Source organism: Mammaliicoccus sp. D-M19 (assembly GCF_022386695.1).
GTDB lineage: Bacteria > Bacillota > Bacilli > Staphylococcales > Staphylococcaceae > Mammaliicoccus > Mammaliicoccus sciuri.
On sequence record NZ_JAJNHW010000002.1, the window covers coordinates 447278 to 468985 of the forward strand.

The following is a 21708-nucleotide window of genomic DNA, read 5'->3' on the forward strand; positions in this document are numbered from 1 at the left end:
GCTATAGTTACTAAGGACAGCTATAGTTACAAAAGTCAGCCGAAGTGTTACTATGGGCAGCCTTAGTTACAAAAGTCGGCCGAAATGTTACTAACGGCACCAGTATTTGCACTTCTTACCGAAACTGTTAATAACGACCCCAGTATTAGCACTTCTTACCAAAACTGCTAATAACACCTAGCCATTCTCAATCCCAATCTTTTCATATATTCAGTTTCATTTTATTTTACTAATCTCTCATTATTGATATAATGATTGAGGATATTATAAGGAGTGAAAGTACATGCAAGAATATGAAAGCTTAATAATCGGTGGTGGCCCTTGTGGATTGAGTGCAGCAATCGAACAGAAGAGAAAAGGTATTAATGCTGTCGTGATTGAAAAAGGTAATGTTGTAGATGCCATTTATCATTATCCTACTCATCAAACATTCTTTTCTTCTAGTGATAAACTTGGTATTGGTGATGTACCATTTATCGTTGAAGATTTAAAACCTAAAAGAAATCAAGCACTCGTTTATTATAGAGAAGTTGTTAAACATCACCAACTTGATGTAAGAACTTTTGAAGAAGTATTAGCTGTTAAAAAGGTTGATAATAGATTTTTAGTATCAACGACTAAACAAACGTATAAAGTTAGATTCTTAACAATTGCTACTGGTTACTACGGTCAACCAAATGAATTAGAAGTAGAAGGTCAAGAATTAAGTAAAGTGATGCATTATTTCAAAGAAGCTCACCCGTACTTTAATCAAGACGTTGTTATTATTGGCGGCAAGAATTCAGCTGTAGATGCAGCAATTGAATTAGAAAAAGCTGAGGCAAATGTAACAGTCTTATACCGTGGATCAGAATACTCTAAAAGCATTAAACCATGGATATTACCTAACTTTGAATCATTAGCAAAACATGAAAAAATCACGATGCATTTTAACAGTGAAGTTGAACGTATCGATGAAGACACGCTTACATTCAATAAAGAAGGTAAGTCATATACTATTAAAAATGACTTTGTCTTTGCAATGATCGGTTATCATCCTGATTATAAATTCCTAGAATCTTGTGGCGTAGAAACAATTACAAATGAATTTGGAACTGCACCTTCATATAATAAAGATACAATGGAATCGAATGTTGAGAATTTATATATCGCTGGTGTTATAGCTGCTGGTAACGATGCTAACACGATATTTATAGAAAATGGTAAATTCCATGGTGGCACAATTGCTCAAGATATTGAAAGAAAAAAGCAAACGCCTCTAGAATCATAAAAACAACCATGTTATTGGACAATTAACCAGTAACATGGTTATTTTTTATGCAAAATATTCAACTAAATCTTCTTTAGATAAATGATTACTTAAACCAACAAGTAGTTTAAGACGTGCTTTCTGTCCATTTAATCCATTTGATAATATAATGCCCATTTGTTGAAGTTGGTATCCGCCACCTTCATATGCGTAAATACCTCCTACAATTCCATTAAATGAACGTGAAACCATTACAACCGGAATATCAGCATCGAGCAAGTTCTGAATACCTTGTAATGAAGTTGGTGGCATGTTGCCTTGACCTAGCGCTTCAATAATTAAACCGTCGTATTGTTTTTCTACAAAGAAATCTAATAAATCACTTGATAGATCCATGTGAGCTTTTACAATACCTATTTTGATATTCGGATTGATGTTTGGATATTTTTTATATGGAAAAGGTTGATGATGGAATATGACATGCGTCTTTGTAACACTGCCTATCGGTCCATAGTTAGGACTTTGGAAAGTACTCGTGTTTGACGTATGTGTTTTTGTTACATTTTTAGCTGTATGAATTTCATCATTGAATACAACCATAACCCCTTTATTTTGCGCATCATCTGTAGATGCTACTTTTAAAGCTGAAACATAATTGTATAATCCATCCGAACCTATTTCATTTGAAGATCTCATGGCACCTGTTAAAATAATAGGTAAGTTCGTATCTATTGTTAAATCTAGTAAATACGCCGTTTCTTCTAAAGTATCTGTTCCATGTGTAATCACAAATGCATCATATTCATCCCGTTCAATTGATTGCGTAATAATATCTTTCAATTGATTAATATATTGATTATTCATATGTGGGGAAGGTACTTGGAATGGATTTATTTCTGTAATATCACCTAGAGATTGTATAAATGCTTGATGTCTATGCATCGGATGTTCAGCATTTGTTTCTACTTTACCTGTATCTTTATCTTCAGACATACTAATTGTTCCACCAGTATGTATAACTAATATTCTCTTCATTTCTTTCCTCCTATTCATATGATTATAATTTATGATAAAATATATAAGATTAAAGAACAAGAGAGGTTATACAAATGAAAAAAATAAATATAGCAATAGATGGTCCAGCAGCAGCTGGTAAAAGTACAATCGCTAAACTCGTAGCGCAACATTTTAATATGATATATGTGGATACAGGCGCTATGTATAGAGCGATTACACTTTATTATATTGAGCAAGGCTCAGAAGACTTTGACCATCTTGTTAAAGAAATTGACTTAAAAATCGTATTAGATAACGGTCAAAGTGTTATTTTAAACGGTAAAGATGTTTCAGAAAGAATCAGAGAAAATGATGTAACCGAAAAAGTTTCATATGTGGCCTCAAAAGAACCTGTAAGAACATTTTTAGTAGAAGAACAACAAAGATTAGCAGATGAGAAAAATGTCGTAATGGATGGTAGAGATGTCGGTACAACAGTATTACCTGATGCAGAATTAAAAGTATACATGATAGCATCAGTTGAAGAGCGTGCTATTAGAAGATTTAAAGATAATGAATTACGTGGCATCGAATCTGATATCGAATCATTAAAGATTGATATTGAACGTCGTGACCAATATGATATGAATCGTGAAATCTCACCTTTAGTGAAAGCAGAAGATGCTATTAGTATCGATACAACTGGATTGTCAATTGAAGAAGTGACAAATAAGATTGTCGAACTTGCAAAAAGCAAAATGGTCTAAATAGTTCGAATTTCTTGACAATTTAGCCGCTTTATAAGAAGTTATTATTATGATATTTATTTAAAGGAGGCAATTTTGATGACGGAAGAATTCAACGAATCCATGATAAATGAAGTGCAAGAAGGCGACAAAGTTAAGGGTACTGTACAACAAGTAGAAGATAAACATGTAGTTGTGCATATAGTGGGTGGTAAATTTGATGGCATCATTCCAATTAGCCAACTGTCAACTCAACACATCGAAACAGCTAACGAAGTCGTCAATATTGGTGATGAAATCGAAGCATTCGTAACTAAAATCGAACAAACTGATGAAAGTGGTCATTATATATTATCGAAACGTAAATTAGATGAAAATCTATCATACGAAAAGTTACAAAAGATTTTAGAAGATGACGACACAATCGAAGCTGAAGTAACTGAAGTTGTTAAAGGCGGTTTAGTCGTTGATGCTGGTATTAGAGGCTTTATTCCAGCTTCATTAATCTCTGTGAACTATATTGATGATTTCTCTGACTATTTAGGTAAAGTATTAACACTTAAAGTTGAAGAGTTAGATCAAACAAACAACAGAGTCATTTTAAGTCACAAGAAAGTTGAACAAGAAGCATTAAGTTCTAAAAAAGAAGATTTACTCAATAATATTTCACAAGGTGACGTATTAGAAGGTACTGTCGCTAGAATTGCGAACTTTGGTGCATTCATTGACTTAGGTGGCGTAGATGGACTTGTACATGTATCTGAGTTATCTCACGATCATGTTAAATCACCTGACGAAGTCGTAAAAGTTGGCGATACAGTTAAAGTTAAGGTACGTGCTGTTGACAGAGAAGCAGAAAGAATTTCTTTATCTATTAAAGATACGTTACCAAGCCCATTTGAACAAATCGATTCACAATTTACTGTTGGTGATATCGTACCAGGTAAAGTCGTGCGTTTAGCTCAATTTGGAGCATTTGTAGAAATTGCGCCTGGCTTACAAGGTTTAGTTCATATTTCTCAAATCAGCCACGAACACATCGGTAATCCTGACGAAGTATTAGAAAAAGGACAAGATGTACAAGTGAAAATTCTAGCTGTCGATAAAGATGAAGAAAGAATTTCTTTATCTATTAAAGATACAATCGAACAAGAAACTGATTTTGATGAATCATATTTAAACCAACAAGATACAGATGATGACAATCCTACTTTAGGTGATGTCTTCGGAGATAAATTAAAAGATTTTAAATTATAATATGTGTATATATAAGAGACTGGAACATAATGAAATGTTTCAGTCTTTTTTAGTTTTTTAATTCGATAGGCTAAACAGTCATCATATGTTAAAATAGAAAGGATTATGAAAGAGAGGAAGTAGGTTTATGACGAAACCCATTATAGCAATTGTAGGTAAACCAAATGTAGGGAAATCTACAATTTTTAATAGAATTATAGGCGAGAGGGTATCTATCGTTGAAGATACACCAGGTATAACGCGAGATAGAATATATTCAAGTGGAGAATGGTTAACACATGACTTCAACTTAATAGATACAGGTGGAATAGATTTAGGTGATGAACCTTTCCAACAACAAATAAGAGCACAAGCAGAAGTAGCAATTGATGAAGCGGATGTTATTATCTTTATGGTTAACGGCCGTGAAGGCGTAACTCAAGCTGATGAAATGGTCGCTAAAATATTATACAAATCAAATAAACCTGTCGTATTAGCAGTCAATAAAATTGATAATCCAGAAATGCGTAGTGAAATTTATGACTTTTATTCATTAGGATTTGGTGAACCATTCCCAATTTCAGGTTCACACGGACTAGGTTTAGGTGACTTATTAGATGAAGCAGCTAAACATTTCCCTGAAGATGACGAACCAGATTATGATGATGAGACAATTAGACTATCACTAATCGGTCGACCAAACGTGGGTAAATCTAGTTTAATCAATGCTATTCTTGGAGAAGAACGTGTCATTGTTTCGCCAATTGCTGGTACAACTAGAGATGCAATCGATACAATTTATACTTATGATGATCAAGAATATGTATTAATTGATACTGCAGGCATGAGAAAGAAAGGTAAAGTATACGAAAGTACTGAAAAATATTCAGTATTACGTGCTTTAAAAGCCATCGAACGTTCTAATGTCGTACTTGTTGTTATCGACGCTGAAGAAGGCATCATTGAACAAGATAAAAAAGTTGCTGGATATGCGCATGAAGCCGGTAAAGCAATTGTCATTGTTGTAAATAAGTGGGATACGGTTGAAAAAGATTCTAAAACAATGAAGAAGTTTGAAGAAAAGGTAAGAGATAACTTCCAATTCTTAGATTATGCACCAATTGCTTTCGTATCAGCTTTAGAAAAATCACGCTTAAAAACATTATTCCCATTAATTACGATGGCAGATGAAAACCATCGTAAACGTGTACAAAGTTCTACACTTAATGAAGTTATTACAGATGCTGTTGCGATGAATCCAACGCCTACTGATAATGGTAGAAGGTTAAACATTTTCTATGCAACACAAGTAGCGATTCAACCGCCAACATTTGTAATATTTGTTAATGATGTTGAATTAATGCATTTCTCTTATAAACGTTTCTTAGAAAATCGTATAAGAGATGCGTTCGGTTATGAAGGTACACCAGTTCATTTAATCTCAAGAAAAAGAAACTAATATCAAAGGATTGATAACTATGACAAATATAACTGTGTTTGGTACAGGAAGTTGGGGTACTGCTTTAGCAAATGTATTAGCAGACAACCAACATAATGTATTAATGTGGGGTAAGACTGAAACGACAATTAACGAAATCAACAAGGAACATAAGAATACAAAATATTTAAAAGAAATCACTTTAAATGAAAATATTAAAGCAACAACTGATTTAAAAGATGCTGTCCATCATGCATCTATCTTTATTATAGCTGTTCCGACAAAAGCCATTCGTGAAGTGAGTGAAAACATTAATGAAATCGCTTATGGCAAAAAAGTATTCATCCATGTATCTAAAGGTATCGAACCTGGTACTTTCAAACGTATTTCTGAAATGATTGATGAATCAATCGATAGCAAAATAAATGGCGGTATCGCTGTATTATCAGGACCAAGTCATGCAGAAGAAGTTGCGATTAAACATCCAACAACAGTTTCAGTATCATCTGAAAACGAAGAAGTTGCACGCTTAGCTCAAGATTTATTTATGACGGATTATTTCCGTGTATATACAAACAATGATCTTGTCGGTATTGAAATAGGAGGCGCGTTAAAAAATATTATTGCACTTGCTGCTGGTATAACTGATGGCATTGGATATGGTGACAATGCGAAAGCAGCACTTATGACGAGAGGTTTAGCTGAAATAACACGATTAGGTGTTAAAATGGGCGCTGATCCTATGACGTTCTTAGGTCTTGGTGGTATCGGTGACTTAATCGTTACTTGTACATCTGTACATTCACGAAATTGGAAATGCGGAAATATGCTTGGTAAAGGGGCTACATTAGACGAAGCATTAGAAGAAATGAATATGGTCGTCGAAGGAGTAAGAACAACAGAAGCTGCATACAACTTAGCAAAAGAATATGATGTTGAAATGCCAATAACATCAGGGTTATATAAAGTGTTATTCGAAGATTATCCAGTTTCTGAAGGTGTCAAAGATCTTATGGAACGTGACAAAAAGTCAGAGAATATTTAAGCAAGAGGGGTATTTAAATGTTTGATATATCAAGAATGGATTTAATGTGGGTGTCATTTTATTCTATTGGTTTTATGATTTTGGCAATTATACTCGTATATTTATCAAGATTTAAATTAAAAAATAAAATCATCAGTAGTATAACAATGTTTTTAGCGGTCATTTCTCTTATTATTGCTGGTATCTTTATGATTGTTGTATTAGGTGGATCCAGCCATGCATAATTACAAAAAAATATCGATCTTATTAATATTAAGTACTTTAATTTTGTCAGCTTGTGCTTTTCCTAATAAAGAGAAAGCAGAAAACCAAGTGCCAGCGAAAGACCAATTAAGTATGGTTCAAACAGCGGTAGATGAATACAAAAAGGCGAGTGGTGGATTATTACCTATTAAAGATAGAGATGATAGTTATTCATTATACTTAAAACACCCAGTTGACTTTAATAAATTAAAGCCAAAGTTCTTATCTCAATTACCAGGTAATTCATTTGAGAACGGCGGTATTTATCAATATGTAATCATGGATGTCGACAAAGACCCTAAAGTGCATTTAATCGATTTAAGAACGTCAGAAGTCTTAAAAGATATTCGAATTCGAATAGATGCATCAGGTAAACCATTACAATTAGGTAAAAAAGTTGCACCTAATGTATATGAAATTGAATACAAAAAATATGGTTTCAAAAAACAGCCAACTGTTCCAAGTCCATATAGTAATGAACGATTACCAGTATATATGAACGGCGGAAATGATTTTGTTATTGATTATAGATTAGATTTAGCAAAAGCAATTAAAAAAGAAAAATCACTTCCTAAACCAGGTCAAGATATTCGATATTTATTATACAAAGATTCACCGATATTACCGGCTTATTCGCCTGAATTTACAATAAATAGTAAAAATGAGCCTGTTTTTAAATCAAAAGTGAAAAAATATTAATAAAAATATAGAAATTATGCATTTATAGCTTGTAAATCGTTGCAGTGGCACAGGTTGTTGTGTTAAAGTCTTATCATAATGGTATTTATACATATCATTAGATAACCTTTTGGGAGGTGAAATTGAAATGAACAAAACAGAATTAATCAACTCAGTAAGTGAAAAAGCTAATTTAACTAAAAAAGAAGCTGGTCTTGCTGTAGATGCAGTGTTCGAATCAATTCAAAAATCTTTATCTGACGGTGAAAAAGTACAATTAATTGGTTTCGGTAACTTTGAAGTACGCGAAAGAGCTGCTCGTAAAGGACGTAACCCACAAACTGGTAAAGAAATTGATATCCCTGCAAGCAAAGTTCCAGCTTTTAAAGCAGGTAAAGCATTAAAAGATGCAGTTAAATAATTGATTGTATCAAAGCCCTTTTTAAGGGCTTTTTTTATTTGTCTTATTTCTTTATATGAAATGAATATATGCATTTTCAATTCATTTAACTTAGTGTTAAGATATATAGGTGATATTGTTGAGGTGATAAGATGGATAAAATTGAAAAAATTTATAAAAAAGATATTTCTAATTTGTTAAAAGGTGTAGAGAATAGTAATGTACCTGTAGTTAACCCAGTCATAGCTGACGTATTAGATGAAATGAACATCGATACTAATGCTAAATTAGCTACATTATCTATTGATGCCTCAATGCGCTTTTTAAATAGAATAGGCGAACCAACTGTTTCTAATCAAGATATCTTAATAGGTGATCTTGTTAGTGCATATTTTTATAAATGTGCTACATTAAATAAAGACCTCGTATTTTTAGATATTATGACTCAAGCAATTAGTAAACAAAATGAATTAAAACAAACGTTGGCTCATGATAAAATAAATCAAGATACAGCTATTATAAAAGAAATAGAATCAATCTTTATTACAACATTGATTGATTACTACAAAATTAATATGGATAAAGAAACTTTGAAAGATCAAATTTATGCATATTATTATTAATGAATAACTACATTTTTAAACTTAAAGGAATGAATAACTAGTGGATAATAAATCGAAATCAGAACACGTACATGAAGTTTTCCAAAATATATCAGGTAAATATGATACATTAAATAATATCATCAGCTTTGAGCAACATAAAAGATGGCGTAAATATACAATGAAACAAATGGATGTTAAGCCAGGTTCTAAAGCTTTAGATGTTTGCTGTGGAACTGCAGATTGGACTATTCAATTAAGTCACGCAGTTGGACCATATGGTGAAGTAGTAGGTATCGATTTTAGTGAGAATATGCTAGAAGTCGGTAAGAAGAAAACAGACAACATGGCAAATATTCATTTAATTCATGGTGATGCTATGAACTTACCATTCGAAGATAATGAATTTGATTATGTAACGATCGGATTCGGCTTACGAAACGTACCCGATTATAAACATGTCTTAAGTGAACTTAAAAGAGTCGTTAAACCAGGTGGTATGGTTGTTTGTTTAGAAACAAGTCAACCAACAATGCCAGTATTCAAACAATTATATAGATTTTATTTCAAAAATATCATGCCACTATTTGGTAAGATTTTTGCTAAATCTTTACAAGAATACAACTGGTTACAAGAATCTGCTGGAAACTTTCCTGGCAAAAAAGAATTAGCAGAAATGTTTGCTGATGTTGGTTACGAAAGAATTAAAGTAAAAAGCTTCACTGGCGGCGTTTCAGCAATGCATTTAGCTTACAAACCTAAATAACAAGGTGATTACATGTATGACAAAACTAAAATTCATATAAATAAAGAAGTAAAAGAAATAGAAAAACAATTGAATAGTTATATAAATAGTGAACAAAACACTATAAACGAAGCTTGCCAATATTTATTAACTTCTGGTGGTAAACGTATACGACCATTATTCACTTTAATTGCAAGTCAATTTGGTGAGCATTATTCAAGAGATGTAATCACTGTAGCAACTACATTAGAGCTTATACATATGGCCAGTTTAGTTCATGATGATGTCATTGATAAAAGTGACAAAAGAAGAGGTAAGCCAACTATAGCAAAGAAGTGGGATGTGCAAACTGCAGTTATTACAGGTAATTATTTATTATCACAATCTTTAAATGCAGTTAGTCAAATAGAACATCCAAAGCTTCATGAACAACTAGCAAATGGTATTATCGAAGTATGTCGTGGAGAACTATTTCAATTCGAAGATCAATTCGTTTCCAATCAATCAATAACAAATTATCTACGCAGAATTAAACGTAAGACCGCACTGCTTATTTCACTGTCTACAGAATTAGGTGCGTACGCTGCACGTGCAGATGATGAAACTGTGAACAAGTTAACTAAAATTGGATATTATATTGGTATGAGTTATCAAATAGTAGATGACATCCTAGATTTTACGAGTACTGAAAAGAAACTCGGTAAACCAGTTGGATCTGATTTAAGAAACGGACATTTAACTTTACCAGTCTTATTAAGAATGAAAAATTCAATAGATTTTAAAGCAAGCATTAATGAACTACAACCTGATAGTCCTTCAGAGGTATTTGACAGATTAGTACAAGAAATTATTGCGTCACCAGAATTACAAAAATCTAAAGAAGTGAGTAACCATTATTTACAAAAAGCAGAAAATTTAATTGATACATTAAATAATGAATCAGGGAAAAAAATGCTATTGGAAATAATTGTGAAAATAAGAGATAGAAACCACTAGAAAGCGCTTGCAAGTATGCGTAGTCAATGATAAACTTATCTTGGATTTACATAAAACAAAGGTAGGGATTACGCAATGGAAAGAACTTTTTTAATGATTAAACCTGATGCAGTACAAAGAAACTTAATCGGTGAAGTCGTTTCACGATTAGAAAGAAAAGGCTTGAAATTAGTTGCAGCTAAATTATTCCAAGCTAATGAAGAATTAGCTAAAGAACATTATGCTGAACATGTTGAGAAACCTTTCTTCAATGATTTAGTAAGCTTTATTACATCAGGACCAGTATTTGCAATGGTAGTAGAAGGTAAGAATGTAGTAGAAGTAACAAGAACACTTGTTGGTGAAACAAACCCTACTAAAGCAGCGCCAGGTACAATAAGAGGGGATTATGGTATCGACTTAGGCAGAAACATTATTCATGGATCAGATTCAAACGAATCAGCAGAACGTGAAATTGGTCTCTGGTTTGATCAATCAGAACTAAATGATTATAAATTAAACAATGAAAATTGGGTTTACGAAAAATAAATACAATAGAGAAGTAGTTCAACGAGAATTTGTTGAACTACTTTTTTTATAAATGTGGAAGTTCGTATTGTGGGGTATTGGCTGAAATTCGCATGGGTTCGCGGGTTGTTGACGGGTATTCTCGGGGCGGTGATTGGAATTCGCGGGCGTTATGAGTACTTCTGGCTATACTTGTTCATAACGGGGATGTTGTGAACACTTCTGACCAAACTTGTTCATAATGGGGGTTGTTGGTTACAAAACTTGGCCGAAGTGTTACTATGGACAGCCTTAGTTACAAAACTCAGCTGAAGTGTTACTATGGACAGCCTTAGTTACAAAACTCGACTGAAATGTTACTATGGACCGCCTTAGTTACAAAACTCGGCCGAAGTGTTACTATGGACAGCCTTAGTTACAAAACTCGGCTGAAGTGTTACTATGGACCGCCTTAATTACAAAACTCGGCTGAAATGTTACTATGGACCGCCTTAGTTACAAAACTCAGCTGAAGTGTTACTATGGACCGTCATAGTTACAAAACTCGGCTGAAGTGTTACTATGGACCGCCTTAGTTACAAAACTCGGCCGAAGTGTTACTATGGATAGCCTTAGTTACAAAACTACTGAGAATTGTAATTACTGGTCTCCTTATTTGCACTTCTTGCCAAAACTGCTAATAACGGCATCCAGTATTACCACCTCACAACCAACATACTTATAACGGCACCCTTATTTTTACACCATAACCGACATGCTCTAAACAACATAAAATTCACACTTATTTAAAATCAAAAAAATCTAAAACTTTATTAAACTATTCGTCTGTTTTTGTTAATTTAACGCGCTAAATATGATATGATTAATTTTATATTTAATTAACAGTAGGGAGAGATAATATGCGTTACTTAACATCTGGTGAATCACATGGACCACAACTAACTGTCATTATAGAAGGTGTACCAGCAAACTTGAAAATTGACGTAAACGAGATTAATGAAGAAATGTTTAAACGTCAAGGTGGATATGGACGCGGTCGTCGTATGCAAATTGAAAAAGATTCTGTAGAAATCGTTTCAGGTGTGAGACATGGTTATACATTAGGTAGCCCTATTACACTCATCGTTAAGAATGATGATTTTAAACATTGGAGAAAAATTATGGGCGCTGACCCATTAACTGAAGAAGAATTAGAAAATATGAAAAGAGTTATCACTAAACCTAGACCTGGCCATGCCGATTTAGTTGGTGGTATGAAATATAATCATAGAGATTTAAGAAATGTACTTGAACGTTCTTCTGCTCGTGAAACAGCTGCAAGAGTTGCTGTCGGTGCAGTTTCTAAAATTTTATTAAAAGCTTTAGACATTGAAATTTATTCAAGAGTTATTGAAATTGGTGGCGTTAAAGACGATTATGAATATACACTTGAAGAAGTCAAACAAAATATTGATCATAATGACGTACGTTGTATTAATGATGAAGTAGCTGAAAAAATGAGAAATCGTATTGATGAAGCTAAAAAAGATGGTGATTCAATCGGTGGTATCGTAGAAGTAGTCGTTGAAAATATGCCTGCTGGAATTGGAAGTTATGTTCATTATGACCGTAAACTTGATGGTCGTTTAGCTCAAGCAGTCGTAAGTATTAATGCATTTAAAGGTGTTAGTTTCGGTGAAGGCTTTAAAGCTGCTGAAAAACCAGGTAGTGAAATACAAGACGAGATTGCTTACGATAGTGAAATTGGATACCATCGTTTATCTAATCACTTAGGTGGACTTGAAGGCGGAATGTCAAATGGAATGCCAATCGTCATCAATGGTGTTATGAAGCCAATACCAACATTATATAAACCATTAAACTCTGTAGATATTGATTCTAAAGATAGCTTTAAAGCGACAATTGAAAGATCAGATAGTTGTGCTGTTCCTGCTGCAAGTGTTGTTTGTGAAAATGTTATCGCATTTGAAGTTGCAAAAGCTTTAACTGAAGAATACCAATCTAATCACATTGACCAATTACAAGAAGCTATCAAGAATCATCGTAATTGGAACTTAAACTTCTAGGTGATGAAATGATTTTTGAAACAACATATACTAACAACAACTATCCGATAATATTAAAGCAGAACGCACTAGCTGATCTTAATCAATATCTTAAAGCAGATGAACAAAATATTGTATTAATTGACCAAGATGTTTATAGATTTCATAAAGAATATATTAAGTCGCATCTTCAAGACCAAGATATTAAATTTTTAACAGTTATGAGTGGTGAAGCTTGTAAGCAAATGTCATATTTTGAATCGCTAAGCGAAAAGCTATTATCAATGAATATCACAAGACAATCTCAACTCATCGCTATCGGTGGTGGTGCAACCGGAGACTTTGTTGGTTTTCTAGCTGCAACTTTGTTACGTGGCATTGATTTTATACAAGTTCCTACAACACTTTTAGCACACGATTCAGCAATCGGTGGAAAAGTGGGCATTAATGCATCGGTCGGTAAAAATTTAATCGGTGCATTTCATAGACCACGTGCTGTTATATATGATATAAATTTCCTAGAAACATTGCCACATATTGAAATACGTAGTGGGTATGGTGAAATATTTAAACATGCCATTTTAAATAGTGAAGCTGACACGCTTCATTTAATGGATGTTTATCCTTCTATAAAAGAATTAGCGCAATTGAAAAATATAGAAGATTATTTAAAAATGGGCATCGAAACTAAATTAAAAATTGTAATTGAAGATGAATTTGAAGGTGGCGTACGTAAACATTTAAATTTAGGACACACTTTTGGACACGGTCTAGAATACTTAACAAAAATTGCTCACGGTGAAGCTGTAATGATCGGTATTCTTTTCCAGAAAGTGATAAATAAAAATAGAAATATGTACGATAACACATCAAGTGTTCATCTGTTCATTAATTATTTAAAAGAATTAGGTTACCCATTAAACGTCTTAAATCATGCTGATATTGAACAAATTTTTGAATATATGAAAAAAGACAAAAAGAATATTGGACAAACGATTCAAATGGTTTTACAAAATGGTGAAGCTTCATTTACAATTGAATCCGTTTCTAAAGAAGAAGTATTAGATGCATTTAAAGAACTTAAATCTCTAATAAATGAATAGAAGGAGTCCTTTAACATGGAAGATGTATATAAAGTAATTGACGATATTCACATGAAGAATATCGAACATTTAGATGAGAAAGTAAACAGAGTTCTACAATCTGACGATCACGACGCATTATTTATGTTAGGCGAAACATTATACAAATACGGTATTGTCGATCAAGGCGTTAAAATATTCGAAGAACTTTATTTACTTTATCCAGATGAAAATGAATTGCTTGTTTATTATATAGAAGGGCTAATTGACCAAAACGACTTAGATAAAGCGCATGAAGTATTGTATAACAGCCCACATTCTACAGAGAAGTTAATGCTTGAGGCTGATTTATACCAACAACAAGGCTTATTCGAAGTAGGAATTGAGAAATTGATTGAAGCAAAAGAAATGGAACCAGATGATATTGTCATTACATTCGCTTTAGCTGAAATGTACTATTATGATGGTCAATATTTAAAAGCAATTTCTAACTATGAAACAATCACACAAACTGGTGAAGATATTATTAATGGTATTTCGATTTATGCACGTATGGCAGACGCAAGTTTACAAAGTGGTGCATACGAAGAAGCAATCAAATATTATGAAAATGTATCTGAAATGGATATGACAGCTGAAGATTATTTCAAACAAGCAATTAGTTATCAAAAAAATGACTTAACAAGAGAAGCGATAAAGCAACTTGAAAAGTTATTACAAAAAGACCCAGACTTTATGCAAGCTTACCATTACTTATTGCAAATTTATGAATCAGAAAAAGATTATGAAAAAGCAATAGAAATTGGTAAAGAAGGGCTTCGTTTAAACGCATATTATAAAGAACTTATGACAGATACTGCTAGACTGATGTTAACAACAAATGATGAGCATGGTGCAATTCTGTTACAAGATGCATTAACAGTTGATCCTTCTTATACTGAAGCTGCCATTATACTTGCTGATTATTATCGAGAAAAAGATAATATAACAGGTCTTATTAATTTATTAACGTATGTTGATCATGAAGATATAGACCCTGTAGTAGCTTGGCATGTTGCATATGCATTCGGTGAAGAAGAAAGAGATAAAGAAGCTCAACACTTCTACGAATTAGCATATCCAGATTTAACACAAAATATTGATTTCTTAAACGACTATTACCATTACTTAATTGAAATCGGTCATGTCGATAACGCTAAAAATATATTAGAATCTGTTCGCAAACTTGATCCTGAAAATCCATATTGGGACCAAGAATACGAAAGATTATTATAAGTAGGGTTAATTATGAATCATACATGGTTAAATTATGAAAAACAGCGATTTATTGAATATATTCTATATCAATACGATTTTAAAATTGCTGAAAGTGTATGGATATTAAATTTATTAAAAAGTAGCCCTAAATATTTATCTAACATTTCATTCGTCAATGAATTTTCAGATGAACGCATACTGTCCATTAGTACCGAGCAATCTAAACAACTGCCTTTACTTTATTGCAAAGATCGTTTCTGTATAGAAGATGGTCGTCAAATCTTCCACGATATCAGACTGGATAATACGCATTTAAATGTACTTTTATATTTGAACAGAAATGATGATCGACTAAATAAGTTGTTGTTGTTACAAATGCTTGTTGATTATTATGGAGATGATAAAGATATTCGTGCTTTAAATAATAACAATACACACGGACTAGGACATTGGCGTAAACTCATCAGTAATGAAATAGATAAATCTTTAGATAATAACGATCAAGACATGTTTATAGAAATGTCTAAAATATTACAATTCATTAATGAGTTGGAGGAACATCGATAATGTTATTTAATCATGTTAACTTAAAAGAATTAAAAAACAACTTAGAATATATCGATACAGCCATCATACCTGTATCAAATATTGATATGAATCATCAATTATTAACATCATGCGACCAAAATGAAACAGTTCAACTTGTTGGCATGTTAGCAGAAAAACAATTTAAAGGTAGATTACTACTTACACCAACATTTTTCACAAGTGGTTACCAGTACGATCACGTCGTATCTTTTATTCAAAGTTTAAAAGATTATGGCTTGAACAATATAATTATTTTAAGTAGTGATCAAGTAGAACTGAACGACGATCACGAATTGTATAAAGTAAACACGATTCCAATGGGTGACTTAGACGATGATATGAAACGCACACTCATTGAAGATGAAGTTAAACAATTTATGAAGTTTATCATTAGAACCTGGAATAAATAATAGGTAGCTGCACGATATCTAGAAGTCTTCGTGCGTTACACCCTGATTTTGTACCTTTGCGCACGATATCTCGTAGTCTTAGTGCGATAATAACTAACTTCTAGATAACTTCACATCATAATAACCGTAACAAATCTTATTGAGTTAAGATTTGTTACGGTTTTTTATTACAAAAACACATTTGTCCTTTCTATGTGGAAAACAGGGTTATTTTCACAGTTTTTATGCTATATTTTCTCCTTCATAATAAAGCCTTTTCATTTTTTTGAAAATTCCTAGATAAAAGGTTAATAAATAAACATTTAAATTGTGACAAAGCGTTGACCGTCTTGAAATAATAGGCTAAAATTAAGTTGTCCTAGTTATAAAAGAACGATTAATAGAGGGGGGAATCTAAATGAGCCAACGTGTCACACGACGCCAATTTTTAAACTATTCATTGATGGGTGTTGGGTCATTTATGGCTGCTGGTATGATTTTACCTATGGGTAGATTTGCGCTTGATCCTGTATTCAAAGCTGATGCACAAGGCGATTTGATTGCTACAGGCGTAAAGGAGTCAGAACTTGGTAAAGAGCCTATTAAAGTGGACTTTAAATTCGAGCAAGAAGATGCTTGGTACACAAGTGAAGTTACAGAATTTGCTTGGGTATACAAAGACGGAAATGAAATCGTAGCATTATCACCAGTCTGTAAACATTTAGGATGTACAGTACAGTGGAATGGCGATAAATCAAATCCTAATCAATTCTATTGTCCATGTCATAACGGTCGTTATGAAAAGAACGGTAAGAATATTCCAGGTACGCCGCCATTAGCACCACTTGATCAATACGAAGTAAAAGTTAAAGGTGGCATTATTCAAATCGGTAAAAAGCACGAGAACGAATTAGCTAAATAAGGAGGGATTAACAATGATAGATAAAATCTATGATTGGGTCGATGACAGACTTGATATTACACCAATTTGGCGAGATATTGCTGATCATGAGGTGCCAGAGCATGTTAACCCTGCTTATCACTTTTCAGCTTTCGTTTATTGTTTTGGTGGTCTAACGTTTTTCATTACAGTTATACAAGTTTTATCAGGCATGTTTTTAACGATGTACTATGTTCCAGATATCGTTAATGCATGGAAATCAGTTTACTATCTACAACACGATGTAGCTGCTGGTGTTATCGTACGTGGTATGCACCATTGGGGAGCAAGTTTAGTAGTAGTAATGATGTTTTTACATACACTTCGTGTATTCTTTACAGGATCTTATAAACAACCTAGAGAATTAAACTGGGTTGTCGGTGTATTAATATTCTTCGTAATGCTTGGATTAAGTTTTACTGGTTATTTATTACCATGGGATATGAAAGCACTATTCGCAACAAAAGTAGGTTTACAAATTGCAGAATCTGTTCCTATCATTGGGCCGTGGGTTAAGACATTACTAGCAGGGGATGCAGAGATAGTTGGTGCACAAACTCTAACTCGTTTCTTTGCGATACATGTATTCTTCCTACCAGCTGCACTATTCGCGTTACTAGCAGCACACTTTATAATGATCAGAAAACAAGGTATTTCAGGTCCACTATAAAATTAACGTGAATAAATGAAAAAGGAGGTCATGCGACATGCATCGCGGTAAAGGGATGAAGTTTGTTGGTGATTCAAGAATAAAGTCATACGACAAACCGAAATTAAATCGAGATTATTCAGAATTTCCAGGTCGTACAGAAAGTTTCTGGCCTGACTTTCTATTAAAAGAATGGATGACTGGTGCGGTATTCTTAATCGCTTATTTATGTTTAACAGTCGCTCATCCATCGCCACTTGAACGTGTGGCAGATCCATCTGATACTGGTTATACACCATTACCAGACTGGTATTTCTTATTCTTATATCAAATACTTAAATATTCATTCGCATCTGGTCCTTATAACACATTCGGAGCAATTATCTTACCAGGTATCGCATTCGGTGCTTTATTATTAGCACCTTGGTTAGATAGAGGCCCTGAACGTAAATGGACAAAGAGACCATTTGCTTCTGGATTTATGTTAATCGCAATTGCAATCTTATTCTATACAACATGGGAATCAAGTTATTACCATGATTGGAAACAACAAGCTAAACAAGGTGAAATCGTCTTCTCTAACTTAGACAAGTCAGACCCAGTTTATACTGACATCATTAAGTCAAACTGTACAAGTTGTCACGGTGGTGAGTTAACGGGTGGACAAGGTCCAAACCTAGTTGAATCGAAATTACCTAAAGATGGCGTTAAAGGATTCGTAGAAAATGGTGCAGGTAAAATGCCTAGCTTTAAAGACACCCTTTCTAAAGATGAAATTGACAAAGTTGCTAAATACGTTTCTAATTTACATGAAACAGATGCAAACGGTAAAGAATTGAAAAAATAATTAAATTTGAGCCTGGGGCATATGACGTGCCCTGGGCTCTTTTCAAAGGAGTAATAAAATGGAATTTTGGAGATATGTAATGGGCCAGAAATCTATTCTCATTACGCTATTTATTGCAAATCTTCTCGGCACCATTTACGGATACATATGGTATGGCAGTCAATTACTTGATAGCAAATGGTACTTTTGGCCATTTATACCCGATAGTCCAACAGCAACTTTATTCTTAGTGATTGCGATTGCTGCAATCTATTTCAATAAACATTTAGGGTTGTTTGAATGTTTAGCATTTATTACATTAATTAAATATGGTGTATGGGCGGTTATTATGAATATATTTGTAATGATTCATTACGATCAACTTGTTCCAATGGCCATTATGCTCATGACTTCACACGGTATCATGGCTATACAAGCATTGATGTTCTATCCTTTATTCAATATTAAAAAGTGGCATATTGTTATAACAATGATTTGGGTATTTCACAATGATGTTATTGATTACGTGTATCATCAATATCCCGTTTATAGTATGTTAAGCCAATATGAATCACATATAGGATACTTTGCTTTTTGGCTAAGCGTTATTGCTTTTCTGTTATTACTATATTTCCAAAAAAACATCAAATTACGTTCAAAATATTTGACGTAAGAGCCGTCACTCCGTAATATAATAAATAACAGGGATAAAAAGGAGGAAGTTATTTGTTTTCATATATCATATATTTTATTATCATTATGATTGTCCCTATGTACTTCCAATTTAGAGTAAAATCAACTTACAATAAATACTCAAGAGTACGTTCAACAAGTGGGAAGACGGGTAAACAAGTTGCAGAAGAAATTTTAGCTGCAAATGGAATTCATGATGTAGAAGTGTTACAAGGTGAAGGATTCTTATCAGATCATTTTGATCCAACTAAGAAACGTGTCGTATTATCACCTGCAAACTATCAACAACCAAGTGTTGCGGGGACAGCAATTGCAGCACATGAAGTAGGACATGCTATTCAACATGCTCAAGGATATGGTTTCCTTAAATTTAGATCAGCGCTTTTACCGCTTGCTAATTTAGGAAGTTCGTTATCATACATTATCATTTTAGCTGGTATCGTATTAACAGCAATGAGTAGTACATTCGGTACAACATTATTATGGGTTGGTATTGTATTTATGTCATTCGCTGTATTATTCTCGATCATCACATTACCAGTTGAATTCGATGCAAGTAAACGGGCAATGCGACAAATTGAAAAATTAAATATCGTTAACCAACAAGAATATAGACATGCTAAAAAAGTATTATCTGCAGCTGCTATGACATACGTTGCAGCAACAGCTGTAGCCGTAGCTGAATTAGCAAGATTTATTCTGATGGCACGTAATAATTAATGAAATCATTTTAATACCAATAAAGTCTTTAGACTTTGTTGGTATTTTTTATTTTATAAATATTTATGAGGTTTGTACTTATAAGCTTATTACGTTGTCATTATGCATGATTATCATATATAATTTTATTATGTGAGTTCTTTTATATATAGATATAAAAGATAGGTGAGGAGGAAGTTTTATGGACATGAAAGAGATGCAACATGAAGTTGATCAATATATTTCTCAGTTTAAAACAGGTTATTTTTCGCCATTAGCAAATTTAGCAAGATTAACAGAAGAAGTTGGAGAACTAGCTAGAGAAATTAATCATAGTCATGGTGAAAAGAAAAAGAAACCAACAGAAGAAGACAATACAATAGAAGCTGAATTAGGTGATAATTTATTCGTCTTAATTTGTTTAGCAAATTCTTTAGATATAGATTTAAATAAAAGTTTCCAAGATACAATGAATAAATTCAATGTAAGAGATAAAGATAGATTTGAACGTAAATAAGTCATAATGGAGGATTAATATGAAAATCGGTATAACTTGTTATCCATCAATGGGGGGCTCAGGTATTGTTGCAACTGAGCTTGGTTTGGAAATGGCAAAAAGAGGTCATGAAATCCACTTTATTACTTCTAATATGCCTTTTAGAATGAGAGAGCCTGTTCCAAACGTAACATTTCATCAAGTTGACGTAAATCAATATTCTGTATTCCAATATCCACCATATGATATTACATTAAGTGCAAAAATTGCAGACGTCATTAACGATTACGACTTGGATATATTACATATGCACTATGCCGTTCCGCATGCGATTTGTGGTATTTTAGCGCGCCAAATATCCGGAAAAGATGTCAAAATCATGACGACTCTGCATGGAACAGATATTACAGTATTAGGTTATGATACATCATTACAAAGTGCCATTCGATTCGGTATTGAAAAGAGTGACGTTGTGACAAGTGTCAGTGATAGTCTTAAACAAGAAACATACGACATTATAGAACCTGATAAAGAAATCAAAACAATATACAATTTTGTGCAGGAAGAAAGTTTCCCACAAATTTATAATACAGATTTAAGAAGCCGTTATGGTATAGAAGAAGATGAAAAAGTCATCACATTTGTATCAAACTTTAGAAAAGTTAAACGCGTACCAGATGTCGTTGATACTTTCTACAAAGTTAACAAACAAATTAAATCTAAATTATTACTGATAGGTGATGGTCCTGAATTACAAGTGGCAAGAGAACAAATTAAACAACTTAATATTGAAGACCAAGTTCTATTTTTAGGTAAACAAGATGAAGTGAATATCTTCTATCAAATGTCTGATTTAACGTTGTTATTAAGTGAAAAAGAAAGCTTTGGACTTGTATTGCTTGAAGCTATGCTTACAGGTGTCGTGCCGATTGGTACTAATGCAGGTGGTATTAAAGAAGTCATTAAAAACGGTGAAACAGGTTATACGGTTGACGTCGGTGATACGGATAAAGCGAGTGAATATGCGGTTAAATTATTAACAGATTCAGAACTTTATCACAAAATGCAAAGTGCTATGATTCAAGATGTTCGTGAAAGATTCTCATCTAAAGTGATTGCAGATCAATACGAAGCTTGCTACAACGATATGTTAGGAGAATAAT

Annotated in this window: 25 protein-coding genes; 24 read left to right on the plus strand and 1 reads right to left on the minus strand. The window is 33.1% G+C overall.

Going from position 1 to position 21708, the window contains the following annotated elements; translation table 11 throughout:
* Nucleotides 1–283 precede the first annotated feature (283 nt).
* Nucleotides 284–1270 (plus strand): YpdA family putative bacillithiol disulfide reductase, encoded by a 987-nt coding sequence (locus LQ675_RS07800; RefSeq protein ID WP_239727403.1) that lies wholly within the window; start codon nt 284–286, stop codon nt 1268–1270.
* A gap of 45 nt (nt 1271–1315) precedes the next feature.
* On the opposite strand, the gene LQ675_RS07805 is transcribed toward LQ675_RS07800, so the two are convergent.
* Nucleotides 1316–2284: an asparaginase gene (locus tag LQ675_RS07805; RefSeq protein WP_048539773.1), complete on the minus strand. Its 969-nt coding sequence runs from the start codon at nt 2282–2284 to the stop codon at nt 1316–1318.
* 74 nt (nt 2285–2358) lie between these two features.
* Between LQ675_RS07805 and cmk the strand changes: the two genes are divergently transcribed.
* The 23 genes from cmk to bshA all read left to right on the plus strand — a co-directional run bounded on the left by cmk (nt 2359) and on the right by bshA (nt 21707).
* Nucleotides 2359–3012 carry a (d)CMP kinase gene (gene cmk / locus LQ675_RS07810; protein WP_239727420.1) on the plus strand — a complete coding sequence of 218 codons (654 nt, stop codon included), beginning with the start codon at nt 2359–2361 and terminating at the stop codon, nt 3010–3012.
* Between the two features lie 78 nt (nt 3013–3090).
* Complete coding sequence (gene rpsA, locus LQ675_RS07815) at nt 3091–4248, plus strand: 30S ribosomal protein S1 (protein WP_048539774.1); 1158 nt, start codon at nt 3091–3093, stop codon at nt 4246–4248.
* Between the two features lie 127 nt (nt 4249–4375).
* Nucleotides 4376–5686, plus strand: coding sequence for a ribosome biogenesis GTPase Der (der, locus tag LQ675_RS07820; RefSeq protein WP_025907085.1), 1311 nt, complete (start codon nt 4376–4378; stop codon nt 5684–5686).
* A gap of 19 nt (nt 5687–5705) precedes the next feature.
* On the plus strand, nt 5706–6710 hold the full coding sequence (locus LQ675_RS07825; RefSeq protein WP_048539775.1) for an NAD(P)H-dependent glycerol-3-phosphate dehydrogenase: 1005 nt from the start codon (nt 5706–5708) through the stop codon (nt 6708–6710).
* A 17-nt stretch (nt 6711–6727) separates the two neighbouring features.
* Nucleotides 6728–6934, plus strand: a complete 207-nt coding sequence (locus LQ675_RS07830; RefSeq protein ID WP_025907089.1) for a DUF2768 domain-containing protein — start codon at nt 6728–6730, stop codon at nt 6932–6934.
* Nucleotides 6927–7652 carry a hypothetical protein gene (locus tag LQ675_RS07835; protein WP_048539776.1) on the plus strand — a complete coding sequence of 242 codons (726 nt, stop codon included), beginning with the start codon at nt 6927–6929 and terminating at the stop codon, nt 7650–7652. The genes LQ675_RS07830 and LQ675_RS07835 overlap by 8 nt, the downstream gene beginning before the upstream one ends.
* Before the next feature lie 127 nt (nt 7653–7779).
* Nucleotides 7780–8052, plus strand: coding sequence for an HU family DNA-binding protein (locus LQ675_RS07840; protein WP_016912122.1), 273 nt, complete (start codon nt 7780–7782; stop codon nt 8050–8052).
* 131 nt (nt 8053–8183) lie between these two features.
* Nucleotides 8184–8654, plus strand: a complete 471-nt coding sequence (locus LQ675_RS07845) for a hypothetical protein (RefSeq protein WP_048539777.1) — start codon at nt 8184–8186, stop codon at nt 8652–8654.
* A gap of 40 nt (nt 8655–8694) precedes the next feature.
* Nucleotides 8695–9399 carry a demethylmenaquinone methyltransferase gene (locus tag LQ675_RS07850; RefSeq protein WP_048539778.1) on the plus strand — a complete coding sequence of 235 codons (705 nt, stop codon included), beginning with the start codon at nt 8695–8697 and terminating at the stop codon, nt 9397–9399.
* Between the two features lie 12 nt (nt 9400–9411).
* Nucleotides 9412–10374, plus strand: a complete 963-nt coding sequence (locus LQ675_RS07855; RefSeq protein WP_048539779.1) for a polyprenyl synthetase family protein — start codon at nt 9412–9414, stop codon at nt 10372–10374.
* A 75-nt stretch (nt 10375–10449) separates the two neighbouring features.
* Nucleotides 10450–10902, plus strand: a complete 453-nt coding sequence (gene ndk / locus LQ675_RS07860) for a nucleoside-diphosphate kinase (RefSeq protein ID WP_025907103.1) — start codon at nt 10450–10452, stop codon at nt 10900–10902.
* An 878-nt stretch (nt 10903–11780) separates the two neighbouring features.
* Entirely contained in the window at nt 11781–12947 is a 1167-nt protein-coding gene (aroC, locus tag LQ675_RS07865; RefSeq protein WP_048539780.1) for a chorismate synthase, read from the plus strand.
* An 8-nt stretch (nt 12948–12955) separates the two neighbouring features.
* Complete coding sequence (gene aroB / locus LQ675_RS07870) at nt 12956–14029, plus strand: 3-dehydroquinate synthase (protein WP_481817161.1); 1074 nt, start codon at nt 12956–12958, stop codon at nt 14027–14029.
* Nucleotides 14030–14044: 15 nt separating this feature from the next.
* A complete protein-coding gene (locus LQ675_RS07875; protein WP_025905474.1) occupies nt 14045–15283 on the plus strand; it encodes a tetratricopeptide repeat protein in 1239 nt (412 codons plus the stop codon).
* 12 nt (nt 15284–15295) lie between these two features.
* Nucleotides 15296–15832 (plus strand): YpiB family protein, encoded by a 537-nt coding sequence (locus tag LQ675_RS07880; protein ID WP_037588155.1) that lies wholly within the window; start codon nt 15296–15298, stop codon nt 15830–15832.
* Entirely contained in the window at nt 15832–16263 is a 432-nt protein-coding gene (locus LQ675_RS07885; protein ID WP_239727426.1) for a DUF2487 family protein, read from the plus strand. The genes LQ675_RS07880 and LQ675_RS07885 overlap by 1 nt, the downstream gene beginning before the upstream one ends.
* A 397-nt stretch (nt 16264–16660) precedes the next feature.
* Nucleotides 16661–17164 carry a Rieske (2Fe-2S) protein gene (locus LQ675_RS07890; protein ID WP_037588153.1) on the plus strand — a complete coding sequence of 168 codons (504 nt, stop codon included), beginning with the start codon at nt 16661–16663 and terminating at the stop codon, nt 17162–17164.
* Between the two features lie 13 nt (nt 17165–17177).
* The gene (gene qcrB / locus LQ675_RS07895) at nt 17178–17852 is read left to right on the plus strand and encodes a menaquinol-cytochrome c reductase cytochrome b subunit (RefSeq protein WP_016912349.1); all 675 of its coding nucleotides are present in this window, start codon (nt 17178–17180) and stop codon (nt 17850–17852) included.
* A gap of 37 nt (nt 17853–17889) precedes the next feature.
* On the plus strand, nt 17890–18678 hold the full coding sequence (locus LQ675_RS07900; RefSeq protein ID WP_048539783.1) for a menaquinol-cytochrome c reductase cytochrome b/c subunit: 789 nt from the start codon (nt 17890–17892) through the stop codon (nt 18676–18678).
* A 58-nt stretch (nt 18679–18736) separates the two neighbouring features.
* Complete coding sequence (locus tag LQ675_RS07905) at nt 18737–19330, plus strand: DUF1405 domain-containing protein (protein WP_107602344.1); 594 nt, start codon at nt 18737–18739, stop codon at nt 19328–19330.
* A gap of 53 nt (nt 19331–19383) precedes the next feature.
* A complete protein-coding gene (locus LQ675_RS07910; protein ID WP_037588148.1) occupies nt 19384–20070 on the plus strand; it encodes a zinc metallopeptidase in 687 nt (228 codons plus the stop codon).
* A gap of 181 nt (nt 20071–20251) precedes the next feature.
* Complete coding sequence (locus LQ675_RS07915) at nt 20252–20566, plus strand: nucleotide pyrophosphohydrolase (protein ID WP_048539785.1); 315 nt, start codon at nt 20252–20254, stop codon at nt 20564–20566.
* A gap of 19 nt (nt 20567–20585) precedes the next feature.
* Nucleotides 20586–21707, plus strand: a complete 1122-nt coding sequence (gene bshA, locus LQ675_RS07920) for an N-acetyl-alpha-D-glucosaminyl L-malate synthase BshA (protein ID WP_048539786.1) — start codon at nt 20586–20588, stop codon at nt 21705–21707.
* The last annotated feature ends 1 nt before the right edge of the window (nt 21708 follow it).